Consider the following 14,860-nt stretch of genomic DNA (forward strand, 5'->3'; position numbering starts at 1 on the left):
ATGGGTAGGTATTCCCCGTTATCGACAGTTAAAAGATACCTTAATAAATTGCCCGCGGGGGTTAATTAATGGGAAGTAAAGTGTAAAGAGAGTGTAAAGGAAGCTTAAACAAGCTACGGTTAACTTAAAAATTAGTATAAAAGACAGCTATGAAAAACACCCGAATTCTAATTGTGGATGACGATATTGATCTCGGTAATCTGCTGACTGAATATCTTGAGGCAGAAGGATTTTCCGTCAATGTTGTTCATACAGGCATAAAAGGAACTGAAGAAGCTCTGACAGGGTCTTATGATGTTGTTATCCTGGATATTATGCTGCCTGACAGGGACGGAGTTGAAGTCCTGAACAGAATCAGAAGATCCAGCAGAATTCCTGTTATTATGCTTACGGCTAAAGGGGATCAGATTGACCGGGTTCTCGGCCTTGAAATGGGGGCGGATGATTATATGCCCAAACCCTGCTATCCACGGGAGCTTGTAGCCAGACTCCATGCCGTGATGCGCCGCACAAGTCAGAATGCGGACCTTTGGAATAAGGAAGAACTCAAACTTGATAAGTTGAAACTGAATATTCCAAGACGTAAAGTTCAATGGGGGAATACCCCGGTAGAACTCACCGTATCCGAATTTAACTGCCTTGAAATGCTGCTGCACCTACAGGACAGAGTGGTAACGAAGGACGAACTGTCTGAAAAAGTTCTCGGCAGACCGAGAGAACCATACGACCGCAGTATAGATGTCCACATGAGCCACCTCAGGCAGAAACTCCAGAAAGTACTCGGGGATAATATTAAAATCGAAACTATCCGCGGCATCGGCTACAGGATACATTTATAATGCGCATCAGATTATTCTGGAAAATACTGTTCAGCTTCTGGCTGACCTTTATCTGTATAGTTGAAGGAGTGTGGATAATTTTTTCCATAAACGACTCACAGCACCCGAGACCTTGGGAAATAAAAATTCAACGCTCCGTGGCAGATGTCCAGTTGAACTCCGCCAGAAGTGCATTCATTCTCGGAGGAATAAAAGGTCTTAAGCTGTTGCGTGACTCCTGGCCGGAATCTGATGCGGCACGGCTGAGCTTTGATCTTGAATCTTCCGGCAAAACTGAAATTTCTCAAGCACACAATCAGTCCATTTCAAATACAGGACAGATTTATCACACCACTGCCACACGCAGCAACGGATCACAAATTCGATTAAATTACGATACAACCGAACTTGTACCCCACCACAAGCCCGGTCCCTTTAATATTCCGCCGGAATTGGCAATACTTGGACTTTTAGGAGGCCTGCTGTTCAGCTCATTGCTGGCGTGGTATCTTACAGCTCCGGTATGGCGGCTGCGTATGGGCTTTGAAAAACTAGCCGAGGGAGTTCTTGATATAAGACTGGGAAGCCTGATGGGTCGCCGCCGTGATGAAATAGCCGACCTTGCCAGAGATTTTGATAAAATGGCCTGCCGCATGGAATCCATAGTTAAATCAAGAGAACGTCTTCTGCATGATGTTTCTCATGAACTGCGGTCACCACTGGCACGGCAGCATATTGCCATCGGACTGGCACGGCAGTCTCCGGCGCGCACCCCGGTTCTGCTGGATAGAATCGAAAAAGAATCATCCCGCATGGATGATCTTGTAGGTGAACTGCTGACCCTCTCCAGAGCGGAATATGAAAACCGCCCCCTTGATGAATACTTCGATCTTGAAGAACTTATCAAAATCATAGTCAACAACTCCAGATTTGAAGCAGCTCAGGATGGAATTGAAATAAATTTCTCAGCCCCGCTGGCAAATGAAAATGTCACAATAAAAGGGGATGCGGAGCTTATGCGAAGGGCTTTGGAGAATGTCATCAGAAACGCCATAAGGCATACTCCCAGCGGAACATCAGTTGATGTTGCGCTTGAAATTGATAAAACATCCAGTCGGTGCTCGATTAAAATCAGTGATCACGGTCCCGGAATTCCGGCAGATTCCAGCGAAGAAATTTTTGAACCTTTTGTCAGGCTGGGGCAGAATAAATCACATGGCTCCGGATTAGGACTTTCCATAGCAAAAAGGGCTGTAACCGCACATAATGGAACAATTAATGCAAGTACAGATAACGGTTCCGGATTGACAATTACCATGACTCTGGCAGTGGAACCGGAAGAAGAACAGCAATAAAATATTTATTTTTTATATAAATATTTCAAGATGTTATTCATCGCAATTTGTCAATCTTATTTTATTCTCATCTCTATTATCAAAAAATGCGAAATACAGGTTTAACTTTTTTGTACTGAAAATTTTCAACTTATTGTTCTACTTTTATCATTTAAAAAATAAGTATATAATTTCAGAATATTAAAAGTAAGAACCTGTACTGAACAGCAACTCTCTGCAAATGGAATTGAGGCTGAGGTCTCAATAAAAACAGCTGGTGGAGTCTCTAATTATTTACATATTTGTAAATTGAGAATTCTATTCAAATAAGCTGATACTCTATGCCGACAGCGGAAGCAACGGAATGTATCTATGAGTGAAAATAAGCGTTATGCACCGTTATGGGCCTGTCCTCCCAAGGGACAGCGAAATGTTGACCCTGACATTCTTGAAATTTGCAGGGACCTGCAAAGAACTGTGACAATCATGTCCAGACTTGCCGGGATAGATCTTTATATAATCAACACAGACTATCTATGTGTGGCAGGGTCAGGATTTTATGAAGCTGCTGTAGGGTGTGTCAGCCCAAGAGACACGGCCATAGGTTACAGTCTGGCCAGCGGTCGTCCGACTATGGTCGCGGACCCCAAAGTCCACGCTGCCTGCCGGGACTGCTCACAACGGCTTACCTGCCGCGACCTTGCCAACTACACTTCGCCCATTGCGGTCCACGGCAGAATCATAGCTGCGGTTCAGGTCGTTGCTTTTGATGCGGAGCAATGCGCAATTCTGATGGAAAAAGCAGAAGACATGACTGAAGCCATCACACTTTACCTCATTCAAAGTTGTGAAGCTGATTCACGGCTGCTTTCAGCCCTCGCAGGGTCGGCTGACGAGATCGACAGCTCCGGCCTTGAAAGGCTTATCGGTGAAAGTAAAGCAATGCGTTCCTTAAAGGACGACATAATCCGCTGCGCTCCCTTAGATTCAACTGTTCTCATTCAGGGCGAGTCAGGAACAGGAAAAGAGCTTACGGCGCAGGCCATACACGACCTTTCGCTCAGGGCGGCGGCTCCTTTTGTCGCCGTAAACTGCGGGGCTATTCCGGAAGCAATTATTGAAAGCGAACTTTTCGGGTATGCCGCCGGAACTTTCACCGGAGCCCAGAAGGGCGGTAAAGCCGGACTCTTTGAACATGCCGAGGGCGGCACCCTGTTTCTGGATGAAATTGCGGAACTGCCGCTTCAATTACAGGTAAAACTGCTCAGGGTGTTGCAGGAACGCAAAGTTATGCGCCTCGGCGGGCGTCAGGAACATTCTTTCGATGTGCGCATTATTGCGGCCGCAAACGTTGATGTTGCCGACATGGCCAGAGACGGAAAATTCCGGCAGGATCTATATTTCAGGCTGTCTGTAATACCTCTATATGTTCCGGCATTACGGGAAAGAGACGGAGACATAGAACTTCTTGTTCATCACTTTGCAAGGCTATACGCCAGACGCAGAAATGAACCCCAGCCGGCGGTTGACCCGGAACTTATGAAAAGGTTCATTTCATACCGCTGGCCCGGAAATGTCAGAGAACTTAAAAACTTTGTAGAATATGGGATCAATTTCAGAAAAGGTCGGGTGCTGGACCTCAGAACCCTTGAAGAAAGGTTCAACAACGCTGAGAAATCACAACATTTGGATCATAACCCTTTCAATCCGCTGTCAGCAGGTTCATGCCCCGGCAATATCACCACCGGAAGCAATGAAACTGATGTGTTAAAGCCTGAGGTTTCAGATAAGGATTTCTCGGAACGACAGACTCTCAGCAGCTGCCTGTCTAAATACGGTTCAGGACTGGAAGGTAAAAGACGCACAGCTGAAGAACTCGGCATAAGTCTGGCCACGTTATACCGTAAAATTAAAAAATACAGTCTTCAGGATGCTTACCGCTATGATGTAGGATCACAATAGCCGCTTATTTCATTCTGATAAAAATAAAAGGGCCTGAAAGTCATACTCTTTCAGGCCCTTTCCATATAATGGAGGAAGTGAATATTTATTTTGCTTTGCCACCCATGTAAGCTTCTTCAAGATGGCCTCCGGAGATAAGATCGCTGGATGATCCTTCCATTATTATGGAGCCGCCTTCCATAATATATCCGTAATCCGCTACAGAGAGAGCGGCCTTGGCGTTCTGCTCGACAATAAGTATCGCCGTACCGGACTCCCTGATTCTGACGATCAGATCAAAGATATCTTTGATAATCAGCGGTGCAAGCCCCAGAGAAGGCTCATCGAGAAGCAGAAGTTTGGGACGGCCCATCAAAGCCCTTCCGATACAGAGCATCTGCTGCTCACCGCCGGACATTGCTCCGGCCTGCTGCTGCAATCTCTCTTTTAATATAGGGAACAGATCAAAAACATATTCGATATCATCTTTATAGTGCTTTTTGTCCTGATGAAAAGCTCCGAGATTCAGGTTTTCTTCAACAGTCATGTTTGAAAAAATCTGCCGCCCTTCAGGTGCCTGACAGATACCTTTCATAACAACCTTATCGGAACCGATATTGGCTATATCCTCCCGCTGAAACAGTATCTCACCGTCTGAAACCTGATAGATATTGGAGATAGCGCGCATTAAAGTGGTTTTACCCACTCCATTGGCTCCTAGAACAGCTACAATTCCGTTTTTCTGAACCGTAATCTCAACACCGCGCAATATCTGCTGAACCCCCATGGTGACACAGAGATTATGAACTTCTAATATTGGCATTCTTCACCTCCAAGATAGGCTTCAAGCACGGCCGGATCCTGCTGGACAGCCTGAGGAGTATCGTCAGCAATCTTTTTACCCAGAGCGAGAACCATTACCCGGTGGCAGATTCCCATGACCAGCCCCATATCATGCTCAACAAGCAGAATAGGAATTCCTTCAGAATTAAGCTCCTGAATAAAATCAGCAAGTTCGGCTGTTTCGTTTTCATTAAGCCCTGCGGCTGGCTCATCAAGAATAAGCAGCTTGGGAGCCGTTGCCAGAGCCCTTGCAATTTCAAGATACTTACGTTTTCCGTATGAAAGGTTGGCTGCAAGTTCGCTGCTTAGGGAATCGAGCTTTACGCGCCTTAAAATTTCCCAGGTACGCTCACTTATCTGTTCATCCTTTTTACAGCGAAAAGGACTTATGGCCCGGCGCAGAGAATGACCAACAGAGCCTATGGCTCCTATGGATACATTATCAAAAACAGTCATATTAGGCATAATACGCAGATTCTGAAATGTTCTGCCTATTCCGAGTTTTGAAACCTGATAAGGCTTGAGACCGGTGATGGATTTTCCCTTAAACAGAACTTCTCCGTCACTTGGAGGATAAAATCCGGTAAGACAGTTAAAAAAAGTACTTTTCCCGGCTCCATTCGGCCCTATAAGCCCTACCAGCTCCCCGGAACTGATAGCCATATCAACATTATCAACAGCGACCAGACCACCGAAACGGCGGGTCAGTCCTTTTGTTTCAAGTATAACTTCCGACATTATTTCCACCCCACCATCTGACGTCCGTTCCAGGCTGAGTTAAACTGCCTGCGAGCCAGATCAATGGCTGAAGTTTCACCGAAAAGACCTCTGGGGAGCAGTAAGATAGAAAGGAACATAACTGCTCCGACAGCGATCATACGAAAATCACCAAGACCTCTGGCGACCTCTGGAAGAAGGATGAGCAGCAATGCTCCAAGAAGTCCTCCGGGCAAAGAACCCAGACCGCCGACGACAACCATGGCCAGAATCAGAATAGATTCACTGAACTGGAAACTGTCCGGGCTGATGTAACCGACACTGTGGGCGAGAATGGCCCCGGCTATACCGGCAAAAAAAGTGCTCACACCAAAGGCCTGAATTTTAAGCTTAACAACATTTATGCCCATCGCTTCGGCGCACTGATCATCTTCCCGCAGAGAACGGAGAGCATTGCCGAAATAAGAATTAGTCAGCTTCCAGATAATCCAGATGGAAATACAGGCCAGTACAGCTATTATATAATAAACTGAAAGCAGGCTTGTGAATCTGTGTCCGAAAAGGGTGATTGGTTCATAAATCTGAACACCCATGGGGCCGCGAGTAAAGGAAACCCAGTTCAGCAGCGTAACATGAATTATCTCCCCCACTCCCAGCGTGGCCACGGAAAAATAAATACTGATAAGCCTCATCGTGGGCAGGGCGACAAGAATTCCAGCAATCCCGCCGGCAATTCCGCCCAGAGGAAGAGTTACCCAGAAAGGAAGACCTAAATCAGTTGCTGCAAGTGCCGCAGCATAGGCGCCTATTCCGAAAAAAGCGGCATGTCCGAGGCAGAGCAGGCCGGAAGTTCCGGTAATGAGATTCATACTGGCTGCAAGGATACAGAAAATGAGAGCCGAGTTTGCGACCTGTATATAATAACTTTTGCCAAGTACTGAGAGGATACCCGGAACAACAGCAAGAACAAGGATCAGTACTGCCAGGGTAATTATTCTGGAACGGATTTTATTTTTTGCATTAATATTCATAAGTTCGCTCCACGAAATTAAACGCGTTCTCTTCTGGCACCGAAAATGCCCTGAGGGAAGAATATCAGAGTTATAATCAGGAAGCTGTATGCGACCATGTCACTCCATCCCTGAGTCATGAAATTGGTAGCCATAGATTCACAGACTCCAAGGATCAAAGCACAGACAACAGCACCGGGAATACTTGAAAGACCGCCCATGACCATTGCCACAAAAGCTTTCAGGGATGGTGCATAGCCCATGTATGGGAAAATTGCGCCCTGATACAGTCCGACCATTATACCGGCGGCACCACCGAGCATACTGCCCACCGCAAAGGTGGCGATAATAGTTTTATCAACTGACAGGCCCACATATTTGGCCCCGAGCGGGTTGTTTGAGATGGCCCTGATTGCCAGACCTATACGGGTATGGAAAAGCACATACTGCAAGCCTCCGAGCATAACCACGGAAGAGCCGAGAATAAGAAACTGACCGGTGGAAAATGTAAGTGAACCGACTTTTATAGGATCATTGAGCAGGTAGCCTGCGGGGATGGTCTGCATTTCCGCACCGAAAAAATGCTGAATAATTTCTTTGATCAGTATCGAAAAAGCCAGAGAAGACAGGAGAGTTGCTTCTCTCATCGCTCTGGATTTGAGGGAAGCTTCATCCTGAAAACGTCTAAAAGGTTTGAAGGCAACTTTTTCAAGGACTACGCCCGCAACTCCACCGGCGGCAAGAGCGACGATGATAACAAGAGCCAGAGGCCAGTGAAGAGAGTTGATGCAGACCAGCCCGGCAAAAGCTCCGATGGTATACATTTCGCCATGGGCGAAGTTAACTACATTAAGCACGCCGAAGATGAGCGTGAAGCCGATAGCGATCAGAGCGTAGATCATACCGGCACTGAGGCCGTTGACTATTTGCATCAAAAAATACGAGTCCATAATTAATTTCCTGTAATTGCTGGCGGGGCCGTGAGACCCCGCCTATAATGGCTGGAAGTATATGTATGCCCTACTTAGCGAGGGTAAATGCTCCATTCTTTACTTCAAGACGTGCAAGCCCTTTCACCGGTTCTCTGGTTTCGGGATCGAAAGAGGTATTGCCGGTTACGCCCGGATAATCAGTGGTCTGGGCCAGGGTGTCACGGAGACTTGAACGGGTTACATCAATTCCGGCTTTAGCTATAGCATCAAGCATGATGCCTACAGCGTCATAAGCCTGTGCTGCGAACATGTTCGGTTTTTCGCCGTATGCTTTTTCGTATGCAGTAACGAATTCAACGACTTTAGGATCAGGGCTGTCAGCCATGAATGTGGTTGAAAGCAGCAGACCTTCGGAAGCATCACCGGCGAGTTCGATAATTTTTGGAGAGTAAAGGGAAGAAGTTCCGAAAACAGGAGTCTTGATATCAAGCTGCTTGCGCTGCTGCAGAACCATTGCTCCTTCTTCATACATCATACAGAGATAGATGGCTTCCGGCTTGTCGCGTTCAACTTTGGTGAGAATTGAACGGAAGTTACGGTTGCCGGGATTGAAATATTCAATGGAAGTAACTTCACCGCCAAGATTTTCTAAGCCCTTTTCAAAATTTTCAGCAGCGGAGATACCCCAGTCATTCTGAATGGCGATGATTGCAAATTTCTTATAACCGAGGGAAGTTGCCCACTTTGCTACAAACGGACCTTCAAAAGCCTGAGTCGTAATATTACGGAACTGACAGTTGCTTACTTTTGTAAAATCAGGGTGTGAAGCGGTCGCAGAAAGCTGAGGCATACCTTCCATTCCATATACGCGGCCACAGGCCATTGATACGGTTGAAGTGAAGTCTCCAAGCACTCCCACTATTTTTTCGTTATCAACGAATTTGCGGGCAATGTTGATAGCTTCTTTAGGATCAGACTTGGAATCTTCGTAAGTTATCTCAACTTTGGCGCCTTTGAGCTTTCCAGACTGGTTGAATTTTTCGAGCTGGAGTTTGGCGGCGTTGCGGAAAACCTCTCCATACTGGGCGTGGCTACCGGTCAGGGGAAGCGAGTAGCCCAGCATGATAGTTTTATCGGCCTGAGCTGTAGAGGCCAGCAGCATTGCGGCAATAGCTGCAAGTCCAAAAACAAGGTTTCTCATTTTCATTTTTCCCTCCGGGGATTTCTAAAAATTTATTTTTCTGCCATAACATTATCTGATTTGGCGCATGTGGGATTTATTTTAGCAAACAATATGCCACAAAGCAGTTACTTACATATCTTTTTTACCATTTAAGAAATAAAAGCTTTAAATCAAAGTTTTATGAGAGCCGCGAATAAACAAAAAAAGAAAATTATAATATTTTATCAAAACATATATCCATTTTTTATTACAAAAAAGTAAAATTCGCACAAAATTGTGAGAATTATCATTTTGCATGCGAAGTTCGCAATTAAATGCGAAATTATCAGGCACAAAAAAAGGGAGCTATTCATTAAGAATAACTCCCCATAACTGATTGAATATTTTTATTTTTTTTCACGAATCTTGAGGTAGCACTTTTCTTTGCTGCCTTCGGGTAGAGCTGTCATCTGAAAATCAAATCCAGCGCTTTCGAATGTTCCATAATCAATTATTCCGGCAACTTCACAAAGGGTTGCACACTCTTCATCTGAGAGACCCATATCCTTCCAGGCATTCTTTAAAGGACAGTTGGCAAATTCGATATCAAGTCCACCTTCATCACAACGGGTAACAGTAGGAGCAAACATTTTAGAATCATCGGGAATGCCGCCGATAAAGGCATCGCAAAGTCCTTTAAAGTCATTTGGAGCAAAGGGTTTAAGACCTTCAGCGATCTGTGCTCCCCTTGCGTAAATACCTTTTTTCATTACTTCTTTAGCCTTTTCAAGACCGAATTCATTCACCATTGCATCAAAGATAAGTTTATAGATGATAGCTCTGTTTTCGTTAGCTGCGTAAAGTTCTTCGCGAAGTTTGGCTTCACTCATTTTTGTTAACTCCTTTTATTCTCCCGGCAGCAATTCCGCCGGAACAGGTTGATTTTTTATATTCCTTTGCACATTGCGTACCTAATTGTGAAACAAAAGGACTTGGCATTAAACTTGATAGAAAGAAAATTACAAAAAGGGAAACAATCCTGAACATCCCACAAAAACCAGATATTAACAAACTTCTGCGGATAAAAAATTATCCGTACACATTAAAAGGATTGATATGGATCTTCACGCATTCTTTAACAACGAAGTAAAACCGGCTTTGGGATGCACAGAACCAGGCGCAGTTGCTTTTGCAGCCAGTTCCGGTGCAAGTTATCTGGCTGGACCGCCTAGACACATTCATCTTCGCCTGTCAGCCAACATCTACAAAAACGGTCAATCCGTGGGGATTCCGGGAACTTCAGGACTGAGAGGAAACCTCCTTGCTGCCGCTCTCGGTGCTCTGGGTGGCAACCCTGAAAAGGGATTGCTGTCTCTCGAAGACATCGACGAAAAATGCATTGCACAGGCAACAGAAATGCTTGAGGCAGGAAGCCTGACTCAGGAAGTTGTTCACGATGCCCCTAATGTCTATGCCGAAGTAGAGCTGATAAGGCAGGGCGAAAGCGTAACAGCTGTAGTAGCCCACGCACATGACAATCTGATTGAAGTAACCAGAAACAAGCAGACTGTTTACGAAGGACAGGAATGTGAATCAGGTTCGGGAAGGCTCCCCCAGTATATTAATGAACTCATGAAACTGAACTTCAACGACCTCTGGGACCTTGCAGGACAGATAAGCAGCGAAGATGAAGCCTTTCTGCTCAAAGGCGTTGAAATGAACTTGAATATCGCCAAAGAGGGGCTGGAAAAACCATGGGGGCTCGGCTCCGGTTTTGTGGTCTATGAAGACATTCAAAATAAAGACCTTGGTCAGACTATCCGGGCATGGTCTGCCGCAGCAGCTGACGTGCGCATGGATGGCGGCCAGTGGCCGGTGATGAGCAGTGCCGGAAGCGGCAATCATGGCTTGACTGCAATAATACCTCCGGCCCTTGCTGCAAAAGCATGGGGGAAAAGTGATAGAGAACTGGCCGAAGCAATTGCATTATCACACCTTGTTACCGGAGCTGTAAAAGCAAAAACCGGCAGGTTGACACCTGTCTGTGGATGTTCCATAGCTGCAGGAGCCGGAGCTGCCGCAGCTCTTACCAGACTGGCAGGAGGAACACCTGATCAGGCCGAACAGGCCTCGGCTTATGTTCTCTCTTCCTTGATGGGCATGGTCTGTGACGGAGCTAAGGGCACCTGTGCTCTAAAAGTAGGAACAGCTTCGGGAGAAGCGTATCAGGCGATGAAGCTTGCAACCAGCGGTAGAAAATTAACTTCTCAGCAGGGAATAATCGGACCAGACTTCAGAAATAATACAACTGCCGTGGGTGAATTATCCGGTGTAGGATTCGCCGCGGTCGATGCAGTAATACTTCGCCTTCTGGACAGACCCTCAAGTCCGGCTGCCTGATTAAATTTTTAAAATATTACGGAGATCAAAAATGAGTGAACTAAATTTTATTGCAACAGAACAGGCTCCAGCAGCCGTTGGCCCATATTCTCAGGCTGTGGAATGTGACGGAGTTCTATATGTCAGTGGACAGCTCGGACTCAATCCGGAAACAATGAAGCTTGCCGACGATTTTAAAGCTCAGGCTGAACAATCAATTAAAAATGTTGGCGCAATTCTTAAAGAAGCCGGTTGCAAAGTCTCCGACATCATAAGTGTTGATGTATTTCTGACTGATATGAATGAATTTAAAACTCTTAATGAAGTATACGCTGAATTCATGGGAGATCATAAACCTGCCCGTGCAGCCATTCAGGTTGCGGCACTTCCTCTTGGTGGACTGGTTGAAATCAAGTGCGTGGCAAGAAAAAAATAATTTTCTGAAACCATCCCATGTGGCGGTTCCCGCATTCCCTGATAGTGCGGGAACTGCTAAATTTAATAACATCTAGGCATCTATTTTTCCTTTGCCATGACCGCAGCCATGATGCCTTCTTCCTGAATGTCTGCCGCCGCCATGCCCACCATGACCATGCCCGCAGTTTTTTCCATAAGCAGACTCATCCTGAAGCGAAACTACAATTTTCTTCAAGGTATTGTGTAGATTTTCTTTTTCATCATCATTCAGGCAGGAAAAAATTTTTTCTGCTGCTTCCATATCCAACGAGGTGATGTCGTCCATCAGCTCATCCGCTACATTTGTAGTGCTGATTATGAAACTGCGTCTGTCTGTTTCACTTCTTTCTTTTTTAATTAAGCCTTTTGATTCAAGCTTGCTCAAAAGCTCGCTTAACGAAGATGAACGGACATCCATAATTTCAAGCAGATCTCCCTGAACCATGGAACCATTCTCTTTGAGAATTTTAAGCACACGCCCTTGAGAATGATTTCCGATAAATCCTCTTCCTCTCAGGCCGTTACAACTTCTATGATGGCATGAACGTGAAATCAATCTTGAAGCGTAGCGCAAAAATGCCGCCAGATCGTAACTATTCTCAAATTTATCTGAAAAATTATATTTCAAGTTTATTCTCTCCTGATTTTAATGCGTAAACATATGTCTGCCCTTTTATACATTTGGGAGCACTCAGCGGACAATGATTCTTGCAGAGAGGGCAAACTCCTTCTATTTTATCCAGACTTTCAGCCCCTGTGAATGAATTGTCATCAAATCTGTTTTCCAACTCACTATTCCAATTCATAGTCCCCTTACTGTAACTATTATTCTGATATGGGGTGCCATTTCCGGCTTTACATCTGCCACGCTGACCGCGACCCAAGCCCGATCCGCAATGTTTTCTGCCGCTGTGATTTTTCATTCTGCGACCTGTATGATTACCAAACATAAAAACTCCTTAAATTTAATTATGTACCTTCGTTACTAGGAGTAATTAAACATTTCACACACAAAGTAAAGAGGTACCTATCTTTTATTTTAAAAGAGCAATAAAAGAGAGTTATAAAACAATTAATATCAGCTAGTTTGAAAATTAATCAGACTTTAAATTGGAGGACGTGATTCTTTTGAAAAATGCAGAGACTGCCCGAAACAGGCTCCTAATCAGATAGCTCTGCCCCCTGACTATCAGCAATGGGGGTTTAGCAAGAATCCTTGTAGCAAGGACTATTGGAAGTAAAAATTTATGGTGGCGGTAAGTAAAAATGAAAGTGGAATAATTTTCATGAAAATGTGAAAACGCTTTTTTAACAGGATCGTCACCAGTACTGCCACTGGTAGCTCCACCAGCATGCCGGACAACAACTTCAGGAATCCAACTCAATTTACACCCTGTTGCGGCTGTGGTACTCATGCAAAAATCAATTTCCTCATAATATAGGAAATACTCTTCGCAAAAACCGTTAACTTTTCGGAAGACACTGGCTGGAATGCAGATGCTGGCACCAAATATATAGTCTAACCGGGCATCAAGCCTGGCTGGAAGTTGAGATCTTAAAAAGTTTCCGCAAAACGGCTTTATGAGGCTGAAGCAAGGGTTATAAAAATATCCAGCAGCACACTGAACTCTTTCAGGAGAATCAAGATCAACAACAGTTGAACCTATTATCTGGTTTTCATCATCCTGAGCGGCTTCAAGCAGAGGCTTAAAGCTTCCTTTTTCTACAACCGTGTCGTTGTTTAAAAACCAGAGCCATTTTGTATCTTCACCAGCAAGGGCAGCAAAAGCACCGGCATTATTCCCGGCAGCATAACCGATATTCCCACCATTTGAGATGACTACACACCGGGCTGAAAGTTGTTCCCGCTTTAGTGCTGCATCTTTTCCGAAAACAAAAGAACAACTCTCCTCGCCGAAAATTTTTCTGGCTTCACCATAAACATCAAGGCTTTCGGTTTTAGCTGAATTACAGGAAACAATAATTCTACAACCGGCATCAAAGGCTTCTTTCAAAGAAAAAAGGCAGCGTGCAGTAAACTCCACGCTGCCGAAATGTAGGACAATAATTGAGAATATCTTTGTATAAATGACCATATACGTCTTGATCTTTTTAAAAAAAATTATAACAATTTAAAAAAGTAGTAATATTATAAAAAATTATTATTTTATTTACTTCATAGTGCCTGCAACAGGATGCTTTGAAGCAACTTGGGATGTCATAGCCATCCGTATATAGTAAGGATAATAGCATTGACTTTATCAAAAATAAAGGCAATCAGAATACTGCGGCTATTTATACCCCTGCCACTGCCAAGAATTCCATGTTAATACATTATTATCAGCCCAAGCATCATACCCATAAGAATATGGCTTTATAACAGGAATGGTAAAAAAATTTTTAAATATATTCAAATCTAATCAAATTAGTTATATATAACCATATGATAAAAGTTTCCACATTGCCTCAATAAATTTAAGTAAAAAATATTTTAATTTTAAATTTATTGAGGCATTTTTTCAAAGCTAGATTATCAATCATATATAATTGCTTACGTACAAAAAAAATATATGAGCAGTCCTGAAATAGATTGCCGGTTAATTAGTTTACTACAAGAATGTGGAACCCAACAGCCCTGTCCCTGTATTTGGTTTTATGTCTTCATTCTTAAATTAAAGAAAGCTTCTTTAGCCCGTGCTTTGAATTTGTCGTTTTTGTATAATTTTCTTAGGCATTAGCAGCAAATGCTCTCTACGCAATAAAGCGAAAAAGGCATCCCGTCCAAGTTTGATCCTGTAGGCTACAAATTTCTCATGCAATAAGTAGGTTCATCCGGCTAAAGCGTACTTCGTTTCATGAATGCCCATGATCCTAAATTTGAAAAATCCCAGATCACGGTATCCATATGCCTGTCTTTTCATGGTTTTGATTTTGTTATTCGTTCCTTCCATTGGTCCTGATGAGATGGGATGCTCTTGCACGAGATATCCAGCTTTCCAAAAATGTTGCAGCATCTTTCTTGTTTGGCTGACTTCATATCTGACGCAGGTCTTCCTCCAGATGCTGCTGTTCATCTCTATCCGCATTTAAATTTTCGGGATTTTTCAAAAGCAGCCATCTTGTGCCTTTCAGCACATCATTGCCCATCGTATCTTTCAATTCCCGGTGAAGCTTACGCCGAACTTCGGTGAGTTTATCATTCATGAGTTTGACCACGTGGAAATGGTCAAAGACGAGAGGGATTCGCGGTAAATTCTCAAGAACTGCA

General features: G+C 44.2%; 16 protein-coding genes. 5 read left to right on the plus strand and 11 right to left on the minus strand.

All coding sequences use genetic code 11. The annotated features are described in order from the left end of the window. Positions 1 to 149: 149 nt before the first annotated feature. From G496_RS0102070 to G496_RS18540, 3 genes are all read left to right on the plus strand, one after another. On the plus strand, positions 150 to 839 hold the full coding sequence (locus tag G496_RS0102070) for a response regulator transcription factor (protein ID WP_027177812.1): 690 nt from the start codon (positions 150 to 152) through the stop codon (positions 837 to 839). Further along, the gene (locus G496_RS0102075; protein ID WP_027177813.1) at positions 839 to 2,173 is read left to right on the plus strand and encodes a sensor histidine kinase; all 1,335 of its coding nucleotides are present in this window, start codon (positions 839 to 841) and stop codon (positions 2,171 to 2,173) included. Before G496_RS0102070 ends, G496_RS0102075 begins: the two co-directional genes overlap by 1 nt. Before the next feature lie 351 nt (positions 2,174 to 2,524). Further along, positions 2,525 to 4,114: a sigma-54 interaction domain-containing protein gene (locus G496_RS18540; RefSeq protein WP_051294770.1), complete on the plus strand. Its 1,590-nt coding sequence runs from the start codon at positions 2,525 to 2,527 to the stop codon at positions 4,112 to 4,114. 85 nt (positions 4,115 to 4,199) lie between these two features. Here the strand turns inward: G496_RS18540 and G496_RS0102085 are convergent, their stop codons facing one another. The 6 genes from G496_RS0102085 to G496_RS18550 form a co-directional block, all read right to left on the minus strand. Next, the gene (locus tag G496_RS0102085) at positions 4,200 to 4,916 is read right to left on the minus strand and encodes an ABC transporter ATP-binding protein (RefSeq protein ID WP_027177814.1); all 717 of its coding nucleotides are present in this window, start codon (positions 4,914 to 4,916) and stop codon (positions 4,200 to 4,202) included. Further along, entirely contained in the window at positions 4,904 to 5,674 is a 771-nt protein-coding gene (locus G496_RS0102090; RefSeq protein WP_027177815.1) for an ABC transporter ATP-binding protein, read from the minus strand. Before G496_RS0102090 ends, G496_RS0102085 begins: the two co-directional genes overlap by 13 nt. Further along, positions 5,674 to 6,684: a branched-chain amino acid ABC transporter permease gene (locus G496_RS18545; RefSeq protein ID WP_051294771.1), complete on the minus strand. Its 1,011-nt coding sequence runs from the start codon at positions 6,682 to 6,684 to the stop codon at positions 5,674 to 5,676. Before G496_RS18545 ends, G496_RS0102090 begins: the two co-directional genes overlap by 1 nt. Positions 6,685 to 6,701: 17 nt before the next feature. Beyond that, the gene (locus tag G496_RS0102100) at positions 6,702 to 7,613 is read right to left on the minus strand and encodes a branched-chain amino acid ABC transporter permease (RefSeq protein ID WP_034632042.1); all 912 of its coding nucleotides are present in this window, start codon (positions 7,611 to 7,613) and stop codon (positions 6,702 to 6,704) included. Positions 7,614 to 7,683: 70 nt separating this feature from the next. Continuing rightward, positions 7,684 to 8,802 carry an ABC transporter substrate-binding protein gene (locus G496_RS0102105; RefSeq protein WP_027177817.1) on the minus strand — a complete coding sequence of 373 codons (1,119 nt, stop codon included), beginning with the start codon at positions 8,800 to 8,802 and terminating at the stop codon, positions 7,684 to 7,686. A 362-nt stretch (positions 8,803 to 9,164) separates the two neighbouring features. Further along, positions 9,165 to 9,647, minus strand: a complete 483-nt coding sequence (locus G496_RS18550; RefSeq protein WP_051294772.1) for an L-2-amino-thiazoline-4-carboxylic acid hydrolase — start codon at positions 9,645 to 9,647, stop codon at positions 9,165 to 9,167. 226 nt (positions 9,648 to 9,873) lie between these two features. On the opposite strand from G496_RS18550, the gene G496_RS0102120 reads away from it, so the two are divergent. Then, positions 9,874 to 11,157 (plus strand): L-cysteine desulfidase family protein, encoded by a 1,284-nt coding sequence (locus G496_RS0102120; RefSeq protein ID WP_027177818.1) that lies wholly within the window; start codon positions 9,874 to 9,876, stop codon positions 11,155 to 11,157. Positions 11,158 to 11,188: 31 nt separating this feature from the next. Continuing rightward, complete coding sequence (locus G496_RS0102125; RefSeq protein ID WP_027177819.1) at positions 11,189 to 11,572, plus strand: RidA family protein; 384 nt, start codon at positions 11,189 to 11,191, stop codon at positions 11,570 to 11,572. A 72-nt stretch (positions 11,573 to 11,644) separates the two neighbouring features. On the opposite strand, the gene G496_RS20320 is transcribed toward G496_RS0102125, so the two are convergent. From G496_RS20320 to G496_RS21390, 5 genes are all read right to left on the minus strand, one after another. Further along, entirely contained in the window at positions 11,645 to 12,220 is a 576-nt protein-coding gene (locus G496_RS20320; protein ID WP_051294773.1) for a MarR family winged helix-turn-helix transcriptional regulator, read from the minus strand. Next, positions 12,210 to 12,542, minus strand: coding sequence for a hypothetical protein (locus G496_RS0102135; RefSeq protein ID WP_027177820.1), 333 nt, complete (start codon positions 12,540 to 12,542; stop codon positions 12,210 to 12,212). The genes G496_RS20320 and G496_RS0102135 overlap by 11 nt, the downstream gene beginning before the upstream one ends. A 144-nt stretch (positions 12,543 to 12,686) precedes the next feature. Next, complete coding sequence (locus G496_RS18560) at positions 12,687 to 13,688, minus strand: glycosyltransferase (RefSeq protein WP_051294774.1); 1,002 nt, start codon at positions 13,686 to 13,688, stop codon at positions 12,687 to 12,689. Positions 13,689 to 14,420: 732 nt separating this feature from the next. Then, positions 14,421 to 14,678, minus strand: coding sequence for a transposase (locus G496_RS21610; RefSeq protein WP_425411661.1), 258 nt, complete (start codon positions 14,676 to 14,678; stop codon positions 14,421 to 14,423). After that, on the minus strand, positions 14,626 to 14,860 hold a 235-nt coding region (locus tag G496_RS21390; protein WP_245577844.1), incomplete at its 5' end, for a transposase. The genes G496_RS21610 and G496_RS21390, both read right to left, overlap by 53 nt.

This window comes from Maridesulfovibrio bastinii DSM 16055, assembly GCF_000429985.1.
Lineage (GTDB): Bacteria > Desulfobacterota > Desulfovibrionia > Desulfovibrionales > Desulfovibrionaceae > Maridesulfovibrio > Maridesulfovibrio bastinii.